General features: G+C 68.4%; 18 protein-coding genes and 1 other RNA gene. 8 read left to right on the top strand and 11 right to left on the bottom strand.

All coding sequences use genetic code 11. The features are described 5' to 3' along the window. The first annotated feature begins 4 nt into the window (after positions 1–4). Positions 5–337 (top strand): YnfA family protein, encoded by a 333-nt coding sequence (locus IEY60_RS11745; RefSeq protein WP_189026952.1) that lies wholly within the window; start codon positions 5–7, stop codon positions 335–337. Positions 338–432: 95 nt separating this feature from the next. Beyond that, positions 433–1,272 (top strand): DUF1266 domain-containing protein, encoded by an 840-nt coding sequence (locus IEY60_RS11740; protein ID WP_189026950.1) that lies wholly within the window; start codon positions 433–435, stop codon positions 1,270–1,272. Here the strand turns inward: IEY60_RS11740 and IEY60_RS11735 are convergent. Next, positions 1,250–2,131, bottom strand: a complete 882-nt coding sequence (locus IEY60_RS11735; protein ID WP_189026947.1) for a hypothetical protein — start codon at positions 2,129–2,131, stop codon at positions 1,250–1,252. The two genes, IEY60_RS11740 and IEY60_RS11735, sit on opposite strands and share 23 nt — an antisense overlap. Positions 2,132–2,366: 235 nt before the next feature. On the opposite strand from IEY60_RS11735, the gene IEY60_RS11730 reads away from it, so the two are divergent. After that, positions 2,367–5,123, top strand: a complete 2,757-nt coding sequence (locus IEY60_RS11730) for a DEAD/DEAH box helicase (RefSeq protein WP_189026945.1) — start codon at positions 2,367–2,369, stop codon at positions 5,121–5,123. A 5-nt stretch (positions 5,124–5,128) separates the two neighbouring features. Here the strand turns inward: IEY60_RS11730 and IEY60_RS11725 are convergent, their stop codons facing one another. Then, positions 5,129–5,335 (bottom strand): hypothetical protein, encoded by a 207-nt coding sequence (locus IEY60_RS11725; RefSeq protein ID WP_229739713.1) that lies wholly within the window; start codon positions 5,333–5,335, stop codon positions 5,129–5,131. A gap of 139 nt (positions 5,336–5,474) precedes the next feature. Here IEY60_RS11725 and IEY60_RS11720 point away from each other — a divergent pair, with 139 nt between their 5' ends. Further along, complete coding sequence (locus tag IEY60_RS11720) at positions 5,475–6,629, top strand: serine hydrolase domain-containing protein (RefSeq protein WP_189026943.1); 1,155 nt, start codon at positions 5,475–5,477, stop codon at positions 6,627–6,629. A gap of 107 nt (positions 6,630–6,736) precedes the next feature. Then, positions 6,737–6,949, top strand: coding sequence for a DUF5302 domain-containing protein (locus tag IEY60_RS11715; protein WP_189026941.1), 213 nt, complete (start codon positions 6,737–6,739; stop codon positions 6,947–6,949). Between the two features lie 49 nt (positions 6,950–6,998). Here the strand turns inward: IEY60_RS11715 and ssrA are convergent. Further along, positions 6,999–7,370: a transfer-messenger RNA gene (gene ssrA, locus IEY60_RS11710) on the bottom strand. 225 nt (positions 7,371–7,595) lie between these two features. Here ssrA and IEY60_RS11705 point away from each other — a divergent pair. Beyond that, positions 7,596–8,894: an ABC transporter substrate-binding protein gene (locus tag IEY60_RS11705; protein ID WP_229739712.1), complete on the top strand. Its 1,299-nt coding sequence runs from the start codon at positions 7,596–7,598 to the stop codon at positions 8,892–8,894. Between the two features lie 4 nt (positions 8,895–8,898). Here the strand turns inward: IEY60_RS11705 and IEY60_RS11700 are convergent, their stop codons facing one another. The 8 genes from IEY60_RS11700 to IEY60_RS11665 form a co-directional block, all read right to left on the bottom strand. After that, positions 8,899–9,762, bottom strand: coding sequence for a DMT family transporter (locus tag IEY60_RS11700; protein ID WP_189026939.1), 864 nt, complete (start codon positions 9,760–9,762; stop codon positions 8,899–8,901). Beyond that, complete coding sequence (gene smpB, locus IEY60_RS11695) at positions 9,759–10,232, bottom strand: SsrA-binding protein SmpB (RefSeq protein ID WP_110036321.1); 474 nt, start codon at positions 10,230–10,232, stop codon at positions 9,759–9,761. Before smpB ends, IEY60_RS11700 begins: the two co-directional genes overlap by 4 nt. Positions 10,233–10,287: 55 nt before the next feature. Continuing rightward, entirely contained in the window at positions 10,288–11,229 is a 942-nt protein-coding gene (locus IEY60_RS11690) for an acyl-ACP desaturase (RefSeq protein WP_189026936.1), read from the bottom strand. Positions 11,230–11,353: 124 nt separating this feature from the next. Further along, on the bottom strand, positions 11,354–11,971 hold the full coding sequence (locus IEY60_RS11685; protein ID WP_189026934.1) for a YdcF family protein: 618 nt from the start codon (positions 11,969–11,971) through the stop codon (positions 11,354–11,356). Positions 11,972–12,164: 193 nt separating this feature from the next. Beyond that, on the bottom strand, positions 12,165–12,395 hold the full coding sequence (locus IEY60_RS11680; RefSeq protein ID WP_189026932.1) for a WLR motif membrane protein: 231 nt from the start codon (positions 12,393–12,395) through the stop codon (positions 12,165–12,167). A gap of 62 nt (positions 12,396–12,457) precedes the next feature. Further along, a complete protein-coding gene (gene recQ / locus IEY60_RS11675; RefSeq protein ID WP_373291691.1) occupies positions 12,458–14,449 on the bottom strand; it encodes a DNA helicase RecQ in 1,992 nt (663 codons plus the stop codon). A gap of 95 nt (positions 14,450–14,544) precedes the next feature. After that, positions 14,545–15,330 (bottom strand): histidinol-phosphatase, encoded by a 786-nt coding sequence (gene hisN, locus IEY60_RS11670; RefSeq protein ID WP_189026930.1) that lies wholly within the window; start codon positions 15,328–15,330, stop codon positions 14,545–14,547. A 168-nt stretch (positions 15,331–15,498) separates the two neighbouring features. Continuing rightward, entirely contained in the window at positions 15,499–16,089 is a 591-nt protein-coding gene (locus IEY60_RS11665) for an NADPH-dependent FMN reductase (RefSeq protein ID WP_189026928.1), read from the bottom strand. Between the two features lie 141 nt (positions 16,090–16,230). Between IEY60_RS11665 and IEY60_RS11660 the strand changes: the two genes are divergently transcribed. Together IEY60_RS11660 and prfB are read left to right on the top strand one after the other, a co-directional pair. Beyond that, positions 16,231–17,088 (top strand): helix-turn-helix transcriptional regulator, encoded by an 858-nt coding sequence (locus IEY60_RS11660; protein ID WP_189026926.1) that lies wholly within the window; start codon positions 16,231–16,233, stop codon positions 17,086–17,088. A 66-nt stretch (positions 17,089–17,154) separates the two neighbouring features. Continuing rightward, on the top strand, positions 17,155–18,273 hold the full coding sequence (gene prfB, locus IEY60_RS11655; RefSeq protein ID WP_189026924.1) for a peptide chain release factor 2: 1,119 nt from the start codon (positions 17,155–17,157) through the stop codon (positions 18,271–18,273). The last annotated feature ends 4 nt before the right edge of the window (positions 18,274–18,277 follow it).

The raw sequence follows: 18,277 nt of genomic DNA, 5'->3' as shown, positions 1-18,277 counted from the left end.
CGGCATGACCGTGCTGCGTTCCGTCGTGCTCTTCGTGCTGGCCGCCGTCGCCGAGATCGGCGGGGCCTGGCTGATCTGGCAGGGCGTGCGCGAGCACCGGGGCGTGGCGTGGATCGGCGCGGGTGCCGTGGCGTTGGGCCTGTACGGATTCGTCGCGACGCTGCAGCCTGATGCGCATTTCGGGCGGATTCTGGCCGCGTACGGCGGTGTCTTCGTCGCGGGTTCGCTGCTGTGGGCGATGGCGTTGGACGGGTTCCGGCCCGACCGGTGGGATGTGGTCGGCGCGCTGGTCTGCCTGGTCGGGGTCGGGGTCATCATGTATGTGCCGCGGGCGTGACCTCGCTGTCACACGACGCGGGACCGGTCGTAAGATCTGGCGGCACAACGTTTCGGCTCGGCAGAGGGGTGGGCTCGATGCAACCGGCAGGATCTGTGCAGCGACCGCGGGTTGCGGGGTTTCCCGGGCCCGACATCGACGACGAACCCGATGTCTGGTCCGGTGCGGCCATCGACGACGACCGGATCAGAGCGCTCGCCGTCGGGGCCTATTACGGGCGCAGCTGGGGCGCGCACTGCGACGGTGTCGCCTTCCTGCCCGAGGAGGACGACAGCACCTCGACCCGGCGCGAGGCCGCGATCGAGGGACTGCACGAATCGTGGGGCGTCGACAATGCCGACGACGCGCGCGACACCATCCGCAGGCTGCTCGCGGGCATGCACGCGCCGCTGTTCGAACTCGTCCACCCGCTCGCCGTCGCCGCGGCGACCGAGCAGGGCCGGGTCGACCGGTCCGGGCTGGCCGACGAGCATCGCGAATTCCTGCACACGCTCTCGGGTTTCCGCGGCTACCGTGGCCCGGCGGGCATCGACCGCGACTACGACGCGTGGCTGCAGGCCATCAAACTCGGTATCACCGACAGCCTCCCGACACCGCTGCAGACCGACGCCACCGCATGGGATCTGGCGCGGCTGGTCTTCATCGCCCGCGCCGCCTGCACCGCCGGGTATCTCACCGAGGACGAGGCCTGGGACCACATGCTGACCGGCCTGGACCGGGCGCGTCAGCACTACCGCAACTGGCGGCAGTTCGGCGACGGCTTCCTCACCGGCGCGATCTTCTGGGCGGCCGCGCAGGACCTGTCGGCCGCCAGGACCCAGATCGCCGAACGCAGGCGGATGATCGCCGGGCTGCACCTGCGCCCGTCGAGCCCGTGGCGACGGGTGGCCCTGCATCAGGGAGCGCCGGTGTTCAGCCCGGCATGGCCAGCATGATGCCGACGGCCTGACGCCGGAACGGATCGTCGGCGACCATCCCCAGCTTGCGCCGCTCCACCAGCAGCTGCCATTCGCCGAACAGGTCCGCCGAGGACGGCAGCGACTGCGCGATCGAACCGTCGACGTGCTCGATCTCGCAGGCCAGCCGCAGCGCCTCGGCGACCCGGCCCAAATCGACCGGCTCCCAGTCGAGGAAGTCCAGCTCGGCGCCGGCGCCGGACACCCGCAACGTCACCACCTGCCCCGGCGCGGTCAGCACCGCGGCGCCGGACAGCACCGCGACCGGGAACTCGTAGACCGCCCAGGCCGAGACGAACAGCAGCCGCAGCGTCGTGATCGCGACCAGTCCCGGTGCGCCCTCGTGCCCGGCCTGGGCCAGCTCGAGCACGTACTCGTCCGGTCGCGCACAGCCGTGCAGGATCTCGATCTCGCGCCCGGAATTGCCCGCGTACCGCATCCGCGCCGCCGCGGCCGTCACATCGGGGCGCTGCGGGCCGTTCGGGCCGGGAACCGGGGACGGCGGAACGAGATTCGGGCGCGGCGGGAACACCCGACGCAGACTGATCAGATCCCGTTCGACCGCCCTGACCAGGACCTGCGCCTGCTCGCGCACCCCGGTCTCCAGGAACACCGGCACCGGATGCCGATCGGTCGGCGCGCCCTGCACGCTGACCTGCGCGGACCGGAAGAACAGCAGCATCGCCAGCTGGTCGTCGTCGGTGGTCGCCAGCGCGATCCTGGCCAGCTCGGCCACGGCGATATCGAGCGCGGCCTCGTTGTCGGCCCGCAGCGGCGTCGTCACCAACCGCCCGTCCGCATAACGCACGGCGACGCGCGCACCCCATACCTCGATCACAGCCAATCCCTCCTGGCCAGCCCCACTGTGCAGGGATCCTACTGACGACCGGCGCGGCGGCGCGGGGCGGCATCGGACCGCTCCTGCCTGCGACCGCGGACTAGCCGGCCGGGTGCACCAAAGATGTTGTGTTGCAGTTGTTTTCCCGGCAAACAGACGAGCCGTGAGAGGCTCTGGCAGGTAGTCTCATCACGTACCGACGGGTGGGGGGACTCCGGTGATCGATCCACGGCAGATGGCTGTTCTCATTCGAGCGGACGGCGTGGTCAAGGACCGCACCAAAGACGTCGAGGACATCCGGCCCAACGGCCATCGCATTCGCATCACCTACACGGGCAGCAGGCCCTACGACTACGGGCAGCAGAACGTGACGGTGTTGACCCACCCACGCCCGGTGGCCCTCGATCCGCAGACACGGATCATGGTCCGTGGGCAGGTGTGGGACACAGCGCACTCCGCACTCGAGTTCTCGGACAGCAGCCAGACGTGGTGGCACATCTTCTACGGGACCGCGGGTGCCTTCGCCGCCTATCCGAGCTCGGAAGTCGAGATCGTTCGAGATCATGCGCACGACCCCGGCACAGCTCGCGTACTGAGCTATTGGAAATCGGTCGCGCGGCACCTCGGCGAGCCGAGCGCGACGCTGCGCGAGATCCACCGCGACGGGATGTTCGTCCATCCCGAAAGCGCGCTCTATCGCTACCTTCACGCGCGCCCGATCGAGGAGGTCGCGGGCCCGGACAGTCCGCCGTTGTATCCGTTCCGGACCAATCTCAGCCAGCGGGCAGCCGTCGCGAATGCCCTGCGCTATCCGATATCGGTGATCGACGGACCACCGGGGACCGGCAAGACCCAGACCATCCTGAACCTCATCGCCACCATCGTCGTCGACGAGTCGAAAACCGTCGCGGTGGTCTCGTCCAACAACACCGCGGTCGACAATGTGCACACCAAACTGCGCGACGCCGGATTCGGCTTCATCACGGCCAACCTGGGCCGCGCGGCGAAACGCGAGGAGTTCCTGGCCGGCCAGGCACCGCGCAATCAGCTGATCGAGGGGTTGCGCCGCCGCGCACCGGTCGCCTTGCCGTCGGCGGTGGCGATGGTCGAGCGCGACCGTCGGCTGCTCGGATTGCGCGAAACCGAGCGTGAGCTGGCGCAGTTGCGCGCCGAGCACTCGGCCTACCTATTGGAACAACAACATTTCGACGGATATCTCGCGCGCCATGAGCTCCCTGACGCCGACAACCTGCCGGTGCTGCGGTGGCGGTCCGACAAGATCCTGTCCTTCATCGCCGATACCGACCCCGACCTGGCCCGCACGAGCGGATTGGGTCAGGTCATCGATCGGATCGGAAAATACTTCAAGTACCGGTCGTTGCGGTTCGCCGACGATCAGGATGTGGACGTCGTCCTGCGTCTACACCAGCTGTTCTACCGGACCAAACTTGCGGAGCTCGAGCGCCGGATCGACGCTGCGGCGAAATCGCTCGCGGGAAAGCACTTCGAAGAACTGGCCGAGGACCAGCGCAAGCTTTCGGAGGAATGGCTGGCCGAGCACCTCCGGCTGCGCTACCTCGACCGGAGTCCGCGCCGCTACGACAAGAACTACATGCGCGAGTGGGCGGAATTCAGCCACGACTATCCCGTTGTCCTGAGCACCTGTCATTCCTTGCAGCGCAGCATCGGCAAGGGTCGCCTGGTCGACTATCTCGTGATCGACGAAGCGTCGCAGGTGGATCTGCTGGCCGCTGCCGTGGCAATGTCGTGCTGCCGGAATCTGATCGTGGTCGGTGACCTGCGCCAGCTGGAACCGGTCGAGAGCGGGATCCCGGCGCAGGCATGCGCGCCGGTACCCGGTTCTGCCTACGACTACCACCGGCACAGCATCCTGTCCTCGCTGACCGCGCTGTTCGGCGACGGCTTGCCGCGAGTGATGCTGCGCGAGCATTACCGCTGCGCACCGGCGATCATCGGATTCTGCAATCAGAAGTTCTACGATGACGACCTCATCCCGTTCTCCGCGAGCCCTCCCGGCTACCAGTCGATGGTGGTCGCGCGGACCAGTGCGGGAAACCATATGCGTCGGTTCCGCGGTGGTGGCCGGATCAATCAGCGCGAGATCGACGTCATCGAACGGCAAGTGCTGCCGCACTATTGCGCCGAGTTCGATGCCACCGAGATCGGGATCACCACGCCCTACCGCAAGCAGGCGGATCGCGTCGACGCGTTGATCGAGAGCATCGAGGCCGATTCCGTCCACAGCTTCCAAGGCCGGGAGAAGGACGCCATCGTGATGACCACGGTGCTCGACGAGAAGCCGAGCAGTCAGCGGGGTATCGGAGGTCTGGAATTCGTCGATGATCCGCGGCTCGTCAATGTCGCCGTGTCCCGCGCCAAGAAGCGGTTCGTCCTGGTCACCAACAACGAGATGCTGCCGGGCAGCCGGAACCTCCGCGATCTGATCGGGTACATCCGCTACCAGAATCCGGGCAAAGAGGTCTTCGACAGCGAAATCGTGTCGGTCTTCGACCTGCTGTACAAGCAGTACTCCGCGCAGTTGGACCGTCTTGCTTCCCGAGTTACGCGAAGTCCAGGGCACAAGTCGGAGCGAGTGATGCGCGCCGTACTCGGTGAGCTGTTGCCAACCGAATTTCCCGGTCTCACCTTCGCCGAACAGGTGCCGTTGAAACACCTTCTGCCCGATACCGACCGGCTTTCCGCGGATCAGTTGCGGTTCGCCCGGAATCGCCGTTCCTCGGTCGACTTCGAGATCTACAACCGGGTGACCAAGCAGCGCGTGTGCGTCATCGAAGTGGACGGATTCGAATTTCACGAGAACCGTCCCGAGCAGTTGGCGCGCGACGCGCTCAAGGACGCGATCTGCGCCACCTACGGCATCGCGCTGCTGCGTCTACCGACCACCGGCAGCAACGAGATCGAGCGCCTCCGCATCGAACTCACCACCCTCCTCGCCAACGCGACGCAGTGACGTGATCAGCTGGTCAAGTCCACCCTGAACGCGGTGGCGAGCGGTTTGCCGCGGCCGGTGGGGCTGGTTTCGCCGATCCAGGCGATCAGGCCGTAGACGTGGGCGCGGAAATCCGGGTGTCCGGCGTGGTTCTGGGCGGTCTGGCCTGTACACAGGCAGTTGTGGAGCAGAGCGCGGACCGCGTCGTAGTGCTCGACTCGCACCCGTCGCACCGAACCACTGTCGCATATCCGGTTGATGACCAGCCGACGGAACGCGGCACATCGTCCGGGACTGTTGCCGGTGCGGGGAGGCGGCGTAGATTCGACTGCGCTGCTCGGGTGAGTTTTCTTCCACGAAGGGATCGCCGTCATGAGCGTGTCACCCCGGAGAACATGTGCGGTGCTCGCGGTTCTGCTGGCCCTGACCACCGCGGCGTGCGGCTCCGACAGCGACACGCGCACGGCGACCTCGGCGCCCGCGAGCCAGGAAGCCGCGCGGATCACCGACATCGTGCGCACCAAGGTGACCGAACTCGGTGTCAGTTCCGCCGTGTACGGCGTCTGGCGGGGCGAGGACCAGATCGCACTCGGCGCGTTCGGCGGCTCACCGTTGGGCGTTCCCGCGACACCCGAGATGAAAGTGCGCGTCGGCCAGCCGATGGAGCCGATGCTCTCCACTGTGCTGTGGCGGCTCGACGGTGACGGTGTGCTGAAGATGGACGAACCCATCGCCCGCTGGCTGCCCGACTTCCCGCGCGCCGACAAGATCACCCCGCGCATGCTCGCCGACAGCACCTCCGGCATCGCCGACTACGTGACCGAGCCGGAATTCCTGAAGATCTTCGGCGAGAACCCGATCCGTGAGTGGACCGCGACGCAACTGCTCGAGCGTGCCAACGCGCGCCCACCCCTGTTCGAGCCGGGCACCGACTTCGGCTACGCGCACAGCGATCTCGTCGTCCTCGGCGAGGTCCTGCAGACCGCGACCGGAAAGCCGTTGGGCGAGTTGATCGCCGACCACATCCTGATCCCGTTGGGCATGCACGACAGCAAGGTCGTCCTCAACCCCGCGATCGACGTCCCCTACCTGCACGGCTACACCAACGAACGCAACGTCTTCGAGGACTCCACCTTCTGGAACCCCACCGCCTTCCTGCACAGCGGCAACATGAACGCCCCCGTCGCCGACATCGCCCGCTGGGTCCGCGCCCTCGCGACCGGCGAACGCCTCACCCCCGACCAGTTCCAGCAGATGATGTCCCCCTCCACCGCAGGCCTAGGCCCCCTCACCACCGACAAATACTTCGCCTTCGGCGTGGTCCACCTCGCCGACTGGCTCTACATGAACCCCGCCTACGGCGGCTACAACGGCGTCGCCCTCCACGACACCAAATCCGCCACCACCATCATCGTCTACACCACCCACGGCCCCACCTCCCCCGCCACCAACAACGCCATCCCCATCGGCACCACCCTCGCCACCCACCTCGTCCCCGACCGCCCACCCGCGGTTCCCGAAGGATGAACATCGGGATTGCCGTCCTTCCGAACCGGACTCGGGTGCAACGGTTCCTTGGTGGTGGAACGACGGCCGTGGCTTCGAAGGGTGCCCGAAGGTGGCAGGCTGTGCTGATGGCCGACGAACTAGAACCCACCACCGATCACTCCGGTGGCGAAGTAATCGAGTCGCAGGAAGAAGCGACCAAGCGGAAGTTCCGCGAAGCACTCGAGCGAAAGAACGGAAACGCCGCTGTCGGCGGCGCCGCCCAGAACGCCGCCAAGGTCCGCGGCACGCAAGCGGCAGCGGGCGGCAAGCGCACCTTCCGCCGCCGGGCAGGCGGCTGATCCACCAGCACGAAAAAGCCCCTCACCTGGGTTCCAGGTGAGGGGCCTCGAGTGGAGCTGCCGGGAATCGAACCCGGGTCCTCCGCCGCGTCTTCAGGGCTTCTCCGTGTGCAGTTCGCTAGGTCTCTACTTGGACCTCCGGGTCTCGCGAACAAGCCCGGATGACGATCCCAGTCGCTGTTTGATGTCCCGTCCGACTCCGCGACCGAGCCGAACGGTAATTCCCTCTAGCTGATGCCAGTACCCGGGTCGAGGGACGAACCCGGACTGACAGAGACGACCTGCTACTTAGGCAGCGAGGGCGTACTCGCGCTGATTGGAATCGGCGCTTAATTGGTTGCAACGACGCTTACGGTGGTCTCTTGCCTGCACCGACACGCTTCCCCTGAATCAACGTACGCAGTCGAAACCGTTCAGCCCCGTACGTGCCCGCACCCTGCGGGCTAGTCATATTAACACTCCCGCTGCCGCGGATCTTCCCGTTATTTCTGCCAGTGGGCGATGTCGCCCCGGTGACCTGGTAGCGAACGTCACCGGCCCGGCTCGGTCAATCCGGTCAGCGGTGCCGGTCGGGGCGGGTACTGTTCTCGATCGGTCGCACCGGGACAGCCAAATCCTTTGGGCGGCTGGAGCAAGGAGTTACCTGATGGCATTCACCAAACCGCGGGCACTGCGCCGTGCCGCGGTGATCCCGTTCGTCGCCGGTCTCGTCTTGGCCGGGGCCTGCTCGTCGAGCGAGCAGGCCGAGGGGCCCGGCGTGACGAGTGCGCCCTGCCCCGGCTCGGCGCACAAGGACCGGGGCTGCATCTATCTCGGCGTGCTCTCCGACCTCGGGGGCGGGCCGTTCGCACCGCTTGGCATCTCGATGAACGAGGGACAGCTGGCGTTCTGGAACCAGGTGAACCAGTCGGGCGGCATCGGCGGCTACGACATCGACATCACCACCTACAGCCGCAACACCTCCTTCGATCCGCGGGTGCACCGCACCGCGTACCACGAGATCGAACCGCACGTGCTCGCGCTGGCGCAGAGCCTCGGCACCGGGCAGTCGATCGCGCTGCTCAACCAGATGGACACCGACGACATGGTCAGTGTCGCGGCCACCCAGTGGTCGGGCTGGAACTATCGCAGCGCCGACCGCAATCTGGTGCTCAGCGCGGGCTACTCCTATTGCACCGAAGCCGTGATGGGGCTGGACTGGTTCGCCGAGAACCACTACGCGCCACGCAATATCGCCATCGTCGCCTATCGCGGCAACTGGGGCGGCGACTACGCCAGCGGCGCGCTGAAGTGGGCGCTGGCCAACGGCGCCACGATCGCCGACCGCATCGACACCGGCCCCAACGGCGAGGTCGGCAACCAGGACAGCCCGGTCGAGGAGGTGCTGGCCGCGTCACCGGATCTGGTCATGCTGGCCACCGGACCCGCCGAGACCGCCGAGATCGTGGGCAAGCTCGTGAAGGCGGGCTTCACCGGCCGGTTCCTCGGCTCCCTGCCCACCTGGAACGCGGCCCTGCTGCAGACGGCCGCCGCGCCGGCGCTCACCGCGCTGTACAACTACACGACTCCGGTCGACAGCTGGAGTGGTGACAGCGTCGGCGCCCAGCGCGCCCGCGCGGCCGTCGACCACGAACCGGCCAACTTCGGTTACTCGCTGGGCTGGGCGATCTCCTATCCGCTCAAATCCCTGCTCATCGCGGCCGCCGCCGACGGCGAGCTCACCCGCTCCGGCCTGCGCCGCACCATCACCGATCTGAAGACGGACGGGGAGGGCATGGTCGTGGTGCATCCGGCCGGCGCCACCGCACCCGATCTGTCCGAGGAGTGGTCGGTGGTGTTCAAGCCGGACGCGACGGCGCCGATGGGGGCCAGGGCGATCAGCACCGGCTACCAGGGGACCACGCTGGGACGGCTGGACATCCAGGAACCCTGCACCCGGCTCTAGCCGCTCAGTTCGCGGCGATCATCCCGACCGCCGCGAGCGCGAGCACCATCCCGACCTTCTGCAGCCCGCCGATCCGCTCACCGAGCAGGACCATCGCCAGCAGGACGGTCGCCGCCGGATACAGCGAGCCGATCACGCTGACCACCGACAGCATCGAGCCGTGGAAGGCGTACAGCAGCGCCGCGTTGGCGATCACGTCGAGCACGCCGATCGCCAGCGCCAGCCGCAACGGTTCACCGTGCAGTCCGCGGAATTGGCCCGCGGCCAGCGCCGAGGTCCACACCACGGCCGTCGCCGCGGCGCGCTGACCGAGCAGTGGCCACAGGCCCGCGCTCGCGCTCGTCTCGTGCAGGAAGAAGAACGCGAAACCGAACGCGGCGCCCGACCCGACGGTCAGCAGCGCGACCCGGCGACTGAACCGCAGTTCCCGGCCGCCGATGATCTCCTCGGTCGTCTCGTCGGGCGCCTCCCGGCTGACCAGCACGACCGCGACCAGCGCGAGCGCGATCCCCGCGATCGCCATCGGACCAGGCCGCTCGCCGAGGAAGAACCCCGCGATCACCGGGATGCCGGCGACCAGCACCGCGGTCACCGGTGACACCACCGCCATCGGCCCGTCGGCCAGCGCGGCGTAGAACCACCACACCGCGAGCCCGCTGGCGACACCGGCGGCCAGACCCCACAGCATCGATGCGGCGTCCGGATGCCCGCCGACCAGCGGCGCGATCAGCAGGACCAGCAGCACCGACCACGGGTACGACACGACGACCACCCGCAACGCGGTGACCCGTCGTGCCGCGATCCCGCCGAAGAAGTCACTGACTCCGTACCCCGTCGCCGCCACGAGGGCGAGCAGGACGGAGATCAACGCATGCCTTTGACCCGCCGACCGATCTCGCGCGTGACCTCACGCTCGGCCTGCCTGCGGGCCAGGTCCTGGCGCTTGTCGTAGTCCTGCTTGCCCTTGGCGAGGGCGAGCTCCACCTTCACCTTGCCGTCGGAGAAGTACATCGACAGCGGCACCAGCGTCTGGTTGCCCTCCCTGGACTTGCCGACCAGGTGCTCGATCTCGCGCTTGTGCAGCAGCAGCTTGCGGGTGCGCCGCGGCGAATGGTTGGTCCAGGTGCCGTGGCTGAACTCCGGAATGTGCAGGCCGCGCAGCCACACCTCGCCGTTGTCGACGGTCGCGAAGGCGTCGACGAGCGAGGCCTTGCCCTCGCGCAGGCTCTTCACTTCGGTGCCGACCAGCGCGATCCCCGCCTCATAGGTGTCGAGGATCGTGTAGTTGTGCCGCGCGCGGCGGTTGGTCGCGATGACCTTCCGGCCCTTTTCCTTCATAACGGTCAACTCTAAGTGACCGCGCCACCCGTTTATTCCGTGGTCTCTCCCGCCCTCAGCTCGCGGCGCGTTCGGCGGCGCGGGCCAGCGCCCGGTCGCGTTGCTCTTCGAACCGGGCCGCCTTGACCTCCAGGTCGAGCAGGTAGGCGTGCAGTTCATCGCGGGCGAGTTCACCGTCGGCGCCGAAATCGGTGCGGTCGAAGACCTTCCAGGTGCGCAGGACGGGCTCGAGCACGACGTCGAGGTGCTGGCGCAGGTCGTAGACGCCGTGCTTGGCCAGCAGGACCGCGTTGCGCCGGAAGTTGGGCTGGTTGAGACCGGGCATCTGGAAACGCAGGACGACATCGGTGATGGCCCGCATCGCCGCGTCGGGCGTGAGGTCGAGGGCGGCCGCGCACAGCTTGCGGTAGAAGATCATGTGCAGGTTCTCGTCGGTCGCGATGCGCGCGAGCATCCGGTCGGCGATCGGATCGTTGCACAGCCTGCCGGTGTTGCGGTGGCTGATCCTGGTCGCCAGCTCCTGGAAGGTGACGTAGGCGACGCCCTTGAGGAACTGTGAGCCCGGCTCCGGCTTGGCGATGCCCGCGGTCATATGCGCCATCCTGGCCTCTTCCAGCGCGACCGGGTCGACCGCGCGGGTCACCACCAGGTAATCGCGCATGACGATGCCGTGGCGGTTCTCCTCGGCGGTCCAGCGCCCGACCCAGGTTCCCCAGGCGTTGTCGAAGCCGAAGGTGTCGGCCAGTTCACGGTGGTAGGAGGGCAGGTTGTCCTCGGTGAGCAGGTTGGTGATCATCGCCGCCTTGGCCACCTCGCTCAGCCGCGACTGCGCCGGGTCCCAGTCGTTCCCGCCCATCGCCGCGAAGTTGCGCCCGTCGTCCCACGGCACGTAGTCGTGCGGGTGCCAGTCCTTGGCCTTGGCCAGGTGGTCGTTCAGGTTGGCTTCGGCGGTCGGTTCGAGCTCGGCCAGGATGTCGCTGTCGGACAGCAGCTTCATAGATGTCACCTCGGTTTGCGGGCGGGAACGGCGGTTCCCCTGCCGCCAACCTTGGATGCTGAACTCGGCGCCGGGGGTCACATGAGGAAACGTTGTGCCCGGTCACAGCAAGCCGCGGTGCGAGCTAGGCGGGTGGTAGTGCGGGGCCGAACTGGTCGATCCGCAGCGGCAGTGCGGGCCACGGGGTCAGATCCGGGGTGAGCTCGCCGACGACCAGGACCCCCGCATCATCGAAGGCGGCCCTGGCCCGGTCGACGTGGTCGTCGGAGGTCACCAGCACGGCGGCGCGCAGGTGGTGTTCGGCCATCAGCGCGGCGGTGTTGCGGGCGTTGGCCACGGTCGAGTCGGCGTGCGGGTCACGCAGAATCCGCGCCGGGTCGATGCCGGCGGCCACCAGCCAGTCGGCCATCGCGTCCGCCTCGGTCAATCCGGCCTGGGGATTGCCGCCGGTGACGATGATCGGCGACCACGGCGCGAACACCGCTTGCACGAAGCCTGCCCGCAACCGCCGGATCAGTTCCGCGCGCAGGGTGCCCTCGGGCGTCAGTCCGTAGCCGAGGATCACCACGGCAATGTCGTCGCCGTAGGTGCCGGGCAGCGCCGGCGTCAGCACCCGGTGCAGATCCTGCACCGTGACCGGCGCCGGCGGTTCGGCGGTGCCCGCTTGTGCTGCGGCACAGACGAATCCGGTCGCCGCCACCGCAGCGCACACCCCTCGCGTGATCCAGGTGACCCACACCATTCCCGTCGCCTCCTCGAGCCGGGACCGATCAGCTCGATCGGTCCGAGGAGGCCAAGGGTGCGCCGGGAATCGGGCCGCCGGAAGCGCTATGACCTGCGGCTACCACAGGTCACAGCACTCGGCGTCATCCGCTGGTCTGCAGCATCGCAAAGATTCCGGAACCGCGCGGGTCATGCCGTGTGGGGAAAGCGGTTCAGCCGCCGGGCCGCAAGGCCAGGTAGAGAACCAGGGCCGCGGTGAAGGCGAGGATCAACGCCACCGTGGACCAGCGGGGCCTGCCCCGGCGCTCCACGGGGTGACGGCCACCGAGCAGAGTCGGCGCGACCGGGTCGATGCGGCGGTGCGGCATCGGCGGCGGGGTGTCGGATCCGCCCGAGCTCACGCCGCCCGACGTCTCGGTCTCGGACCCTTCACCGTCAGCCATGGCTCGACAGTATCGCGCCGTTCCCCGATTCGTCGCGGGTTCCTTCCCGCCTGCGCGGGCGCCTATTCCTCGGTCAGCGCGGCCAGCACCCCCTCGCCGTAGCGGGCCAGCTTGTTCTCGCCGACGCCGCCGACGGTGCCGAGCTCGGCGAGCGAACCCGGTTTGCGCGCAGCGATTTCGCGCAGCGTCGCATCGTGGAACACCACGTAGGCGGGCACGCCCTGTTCCTTCGCGGTGGCCGCGCGCCAGGCCCGCAGACGCTCGAACAGGGGCAGATCGGTGGCGGGCAGGTCGACGGTGGCCTTGGCCGATTTGGCCGCGCGCGCCGGGCGAGCCGCGCGTTCGGGTTCGCGGCGCATCGGCACCTTCCTGCCCTCGAACAGCACCTCGTTGCTGGCGTCTGTCAGCGCGAGCACGCCGTATTCGCCGTGCACGGCGAGCAGTCCGCCCGCGAGCAGCTGACGCACAACGCCACGCCATTCGGTGTCGCGCAGATCGGTGCCGATGCCGAAGACCGACAGTTCGTTGTGCCGGTGCTGGGTGATCTTCGGGTTGGTCTTGCCGAGCAGGATGTCGACGAGATGGCCCGCGCCGAAGGCCTGTCCCCGTTCCCGTTTGAGCCGCAGCACGGTCGAGAGCAGCTTCTGCGCCGGCACCGTGCCGTCCCAGGTCTCCGGCGGGTTCAGGCACACATCGCAGTTGCCGCAGGGCTTGCCGGGCTGACCGAAGTAGTTCAGCAGCTGGACGCGTCGGCAGCCTACCGTCTCGCACAGGGCGAGCATGGCGTCCAGATGCAATTGCAGCTGCCGACGGTGCGCGGCGTCGCCTTCGCTGGAGTCGATCATCTTGCGCTGCTGGACGACATCGGCCAGGCCGTAGACCATCCAGGCCGTGGACGGGAGTCCGTCACGGCCGGCGCGGCCGGTCTCCTGGTAGTAGCCCTCCACCGATTTCGGCAGGTCGAGGTGGGCGACGAAGCGCACGTCGGGCTTGTCGATGCCCATGCCGAAGGCGATGGTGGCCACCACGATCAGGCCGTCCTCGCGCAGGAACCTGGCCTGGTTCTCGGCGCGGGTCCGGTTGTCCAGACCCGCGTGATAGGGCACCGCGCGCACGCCGTTCTCGTTGAGCAGCGCCGCGGTCTTCTCCACCGAATTGCGCGACAAGCAGTAGACGATGCCCGCGTCGCCGGGGTGCTCGGCGCGGATGAAGTCGAGCAGCTGGCGGTCGGCGCGGTTCTTCGACTCGATCCGGTACTGGATATTGGGCCGGTCGAAGCTGGAGACGAACTGCTTGGCCGTGCCGAGGTCGAGTCGTTCGACGATCTCGGCACGGGTCTTCTCGGTGGCGGTCGCGGTGAGCGCGATGCGCGGGACATCGGGCCAGCGCTCGTGCAGCAGCGACAGCGCGAGATAGTCGGGCCGGAAGTCGTGGCCCCACTGGGACACACAGTGCGCCTCGTCGATCGCGAACAGCGCCACGGTGCCGCGCTCGAGCAGCCGCAGCGTCGATTCCAGGCGCAAGCGTTCCGGCGCGAGGTAGAGCAGGTCGAGCTCACCGGCGACGAACTGCGCCTCGACCGTGCGCCGCTGATCCGGCGACTGCGTGGAATTGAGGAATCCGGCGCGCACACCGAGCGCGCTGAGCGCGTCGACCTGGTCCTGCATGAGCGCGATCAGCGGCGAGACCACGACACCGACACCGGATCGCACCAGCGAAGGCACCTGGTAACACAGCGATTTGCCGCCACCGGTCGGCATCAGGACCAGCGCGTCACCGCCGCCGACGACCTGCTCGACGATGGCCGCCTGGTCACCGCGGAAGCTGTCGTAGCCGAAGACCCGGCGCAGCACTTCCTCGGCCGTCTCCCCCCGCGCGGGGGCAGCGGCCCGCCCCGGCCTGGCCGGGGCGAGGTCGTCGAAGTGGAGGCCGCCGGTGTCATGGAAATCGTGCTCGGAGACATAGCCACCGTCGGACGGGTACGCGTCGTCGGGCGGGAAGTCTTCGGGCGGGAAGTCGTCGACATCGGGGGCTGTGGCGCCGGAATTGCTCACCGGGCCATCCTACGAGCGAGCGCCGGGCCCGCAGCCCGTCCACCGGACCCGACGACGGCGTTCACCGGTAGTTGCGCACATGTGGATAACTCGGATCAGCCGCGCAAACGGGCGAGGACCTCGTCCTGGAGCAGGCCGTTGCTAGCCACCGCGTCACCGCCGTGCGGGCCGGATCGCCCGTCCAGGGAGGTGAACGTGCCTCCGGCCTCGCGGACCAGGATGTCGAGCGCGGCCAGGTCCCACAGTGACACCTCCGGCTCGGCGGCGATGTCGACCGCACCCTCGGCGACCAGGCAATAGTTGAAGAAATCGCCGTAGCCGCGGACCCGCCAGACCTCGTCGGTGAGGTCGACGAACTTCTCCCGCAACCCCCGCTCGTGCCAGCCGGACAGGCTGGAGAAGGCCAGGCTCGCCGAGTCGAGGTCACGCACCGCCGACACCGTGATCGGCTTCGGCGCCCCGGGGTGCACCTGGACCCACGAGCCCGAACCCGCCGCCGCCCACCAGCGCCTGCCCAGCGCGGGGGCGCTCACCACGCCGACCACCGGAACGCCGTCCTCGAGCAGGGAGATCAGGCTGGCCCAGACCGGTACGCCGCGGACGAAGTTCTTGGTGCCGTCGATCGGGTCGACCACCCACTGCCTGCCGGTGAACTCCGCGTCACCGCCGAATTCCTCGCCGAGCACGGCGTCGCCGGGGCGTTCCTCGGCGAGCACGCGCCGGATCACCTGCTCGACCGCCAGGTCGGCATCCGAGACCGGGGTCAGGTCCGGCTTCGAGTCGACCTTCAGGTCGACGGCACCGAAACGCACCCGCGAGATCGCGTCGGCCTCGTCGGCCAGTCGGAGGGCAAGGTCCAGGTCAGCGGAGTAGGCAGCCACCCGGAAAGTGTATTTGGCGCACCGGCGCGCTCGAGGTCGCGGCCCCTTGTGTCCCGTCGATCAGGCACCCCCTCGATGGCCGCCTACCCGACGTCGCCTGATCGACGGGACGGCCACGTCGCCTCATCGAGGTCGGCGAGCGGCTGGGCACCGACACCGCGGCCTCGATCAGGCCGCGACCTGGGCGGCGCGTGCGGCCACCAGAGCGCTTGTCCACCAGTGCAACTGGTCGAGCAGCGCCCGTGCCTCCGCCTCGAACCCCGCAGGCTCACGCAGCTGTCCGTTCTCGTCGAAGAGCATGTAGTAGCGCGGGAACGAGACATAGTTGCGCACGGTGTGGGCGTTGAGCTCGTTGAACACCTGACGCAGGTGCTCGATGGCCAGCAGGCCGCCGGAGCCGCCGCTGTAGCCGACGAAGCCGATGGACTTGGCGTCCCACTGGGTGTAATGCCAGTCGATGGCCGACTTCAGCGCGGCCGGGTAGCTGCGGTTGTAGTCGGGCGTGACGACGACATAGGCGTCGGCGGCGGCCAGGCGCTCGGTGAGATCGCTCATGCCTGCCGGACGCGGCATGTCGGGGTCGACCGCGGGCGGCACCGGCGGCAGCGCGGCGGGCAGCTCGGCCTCGGCGAGGTCGATGACGTCGACCTCGAAGCGATCGTCGACCTGCTGCGCGAACCAGTTCGCGACCACCGGGCCGAACCGCCCCTCGCGGACGCTGCCGATGATGATCGCGAGCTTCAGTCGCTGTGCGGACATGGTGTCCTCCTCTGTCGTTGCTCCGGCCCGTCCGGCCGATGCGTCAACAGTCGCCCGCCCCGAACCTGTCAGGGAGACCACGCTGAGAGTGGTAGTGGCACGGCCACTCTCGGCACCGCGCGGCTGGGTACCGTCGATCAGGTGAGCGACAACGAACTCGGGCTGTTCCTGCGGACGCGCCGCGAGGCGGTCTCCCCCGCCGAGGTCGGGCTGCCCGAGGGTCAACGCAGGCGCACGCCGGGACTGCGCCGCGCCGAGGTGGCGATGCTGGCCGGGGTGAGCGTGGAGTACCTGATCCGGCTCGAACAGGGCCGCGACCGGCACCCCTCGCCGCCGGTGCTGTCGGCGCTGGCCGACACGCTGCGGCTGAGCCCCCGCGAGCGCGTGCACCTGCACCAGCTCACCAAAGGCATGTCCGGTTTCAGCTGCGGCGCCGCCGAGAACGGCCCGAACCGTACCGTCCGGCCGACGATCCGCGCGATCCTCGACCAGCTCGAACCCGCGCCCGCCGCGATCACCAACCGCTTCACCGAGGTCCTGGCCTGCACCGAGGGCTACCGCAAGCTGATGGCGCCCAGCGGCCTGTTCGAGCAGGGCGAGCCGGCCAATGTGGCCCGGTTCGTCTTCACCCATCCCGGTGCGCGCGAGCTGTACCCGGACTGGGATTCCGCGGCCGACAAGCTGGTCGCCTCGCTCAAGCAGGGCCCGTTCCGCGCCGACCCGATGGTCGCCGCGCTGGTCGACGAGCTCACCGTCACCGCGGGTAGCGCCTTCACCGATCGGCTGGCGTCGCTGCCCGGGTTGCCGCCGTCGGGCGGGATCAACCGGATCAGCCATCCCGAGGCGGGCACCCTGCGCCTGGCCTACGAATCGCTGGATCTGTCCATCGACGACGATCAATCGCTGTATGTCCTGCTGCCCGCCGACGAGGCGAGCGCGACGGCCCTGGACCGACTGGTCGGGCGGCACCCCGGCGGCTTGCGCGCCGTCGCGAGCTGACCCGCGCGCGCCCTGGCGGGTGCGTGTGTTTCACCGTGTCGGAGGCGACCGGTAACCTTGGGAATCGTGCATCCTGACGTTATCGCCGACCTCGCCGAACTCGACACCACGCTCAAGACGGTCGAGTCGGTCCTCGATGTCGAGGAGCTACGCCGTCGCATCGACGAGCTCGAGCACCAGGCGGCCGATCCCGAGCTGTGGAACAACCAGGACCACGCCCAGCAGGTGACCAGCGAGCTCTCGCACGCCCAGAGCGAACTGCGCCGCGTCGAGGAACTGCGCCAGCGCCTGGAAGACCTGCCGGTGCTCTACGAACTGGCCGAGTCCGAAGAGGGCAAGGCCGCCGAGGAAGCCACCGCCGACGCCGACAACGAGCGCGCCGCGCTGCGCGTCGACATCGAGGCGATGGAAGTGCGCACCCTGCTCTCGGGCGAGTACGACAAGCGTGACGCGCTGGTCAACATCCGCTCCGGCGCCGGTGGCGTCGACGCCGCGGACTGGGCGCAGATGCTGATGCGCATGTACATCCGCTGGGCCGAGCGGCACAAGTACGTCGTCGAGGTCTACGACACCTCCTACGCCGAAGAAGCCGGCATCAAGAGCGCCACCTTCGCGGTGAAGTCGCCGTATGCCTACGGCACGCTGTCGGTGGAGATGGGCACGCACCGGCTCGTCCGGATCAGCCCGTTCGACAACCAGGGCCGCCGCCAGACCTCCTTCGCCGAGGTCGAGGTGCTGCCGGTCGTCGAGACCACCGACCACATCGAGATCCCCGAGGGCGAGGTCCGCGTCGACGTGTACCGCTCCTCGGGTCCTGGTGGTCAGAGCGTCAACACCACCGACTCCGCGGTCCGCCTGACCCACATCCCCACCGGCATCGTGGTGACCTGTCAGAACGAGAAGTCGCAGCTGCAGAACAAGATCTCGGCCATGCGCGTGCTGCAGGCCAAGCTGCTCGAGCGCAAGCGCCAGGAAGAGCGCGCGCAGATGGACGCGCTCAAGACCAACGAGGGCGCGTCCTGGGGCAACCAGATGCGTTCCTACGTCCTGCACCCGTACCAGATGGTCAAGGATCTGCGCACCAACTATGAGGTGAACAACCCCTCGGCGGTGCTCGACGGCGATATCGACGGCTTCATCGAGTCCGGAATCCGTTGGCGCATGCGGGAACAGGCCGACGCGTAGCCAC

The organism is Nocardia rhizosphaerihabitans, from assembly GCF_014646295.1.
GTDB lineage: Bacteria > Actinomycetota > Actinomycetes > Mycobacteriales > Mycobacteriaceae > Nocardia > Nocardia rhizosphaerihabitans.
This window is presented reverse-complemented; position numbering and strand designations above follow the sequence as displayed.

Bases quoted from the DNA above. Each gene is read 5' to 3' on its own strand.
- IEY60_RS11665 (WP_189026928.1), bottom strand. From the start codon at position 16,089: ATGTCCGCACAGCGACTGAAGCTCGCGATCATCATCGGCAGCGTCCGC.
- smpB (WP_110036321.1), bottom strand. From the start codon at position 10,232: ATGAAGGAAAAGGGCCGGAAGGTCATCGCGACCAACCGCCGCGCGCGG.
- IEY60_RS11680 (WP_189026932.1), bottom strand. From the start codon at position 12,395: ATGGCTGACGGTGAAGGGTCCGAGACCGAGACGTCGGGCGGCGTGAGC.
- IEY60_RS11720 (WP_189026943.1), top strand. From the start codon at position 5,475: ATGAGCGTGTCACCCCGGAGAACATGTGCGGTGCTCGCGGTTCTGCTG.
- IEY60_RS11730 (WP_189026945.1), top strand. From the start codon at position 2,367: ATGGCTGTTCTCATTCGAGCGGACGGCGTGGTCAAGGACCGCACCAAA.
- IEY60_RS11685 (WP_189026934.1), bottom strand. From the start codon at position 11,971: ATGGTGTGGGTCACCTGGATCACGCGAGGGGTGTGCGCTGCGGTGGCG.
- IEY60_RS11705 (WP_229739712.1), top strand. From the start codon at position 7,596: ATGGCATTCACCAAACCGCGGGCACTGCGCCGTGCCGCGGTGATCCCG.
- IEY60_RS11745 (WP_189026952.1), top strand. From the start codon at position 5: ATGACCGTGCTGCGTTCCGTCGTGCTCTTCGTGCTGGCCGCCGTCGCC.
- IEY60_RS11690 (WP_189026936.1), bottom strand. From the start codon at position 11,229: ATGAAGCTGCTGTCCGACAGCGACATCCTGGCCGAGCTCGAACCGACC.
- IEY60_RS11715 (WP_189026941.1), top strand. From the start codon at position 6,737: ATGGCCGACGAACTAGAACCCACCACCGATCACTCCGGTGGCGAAGTA.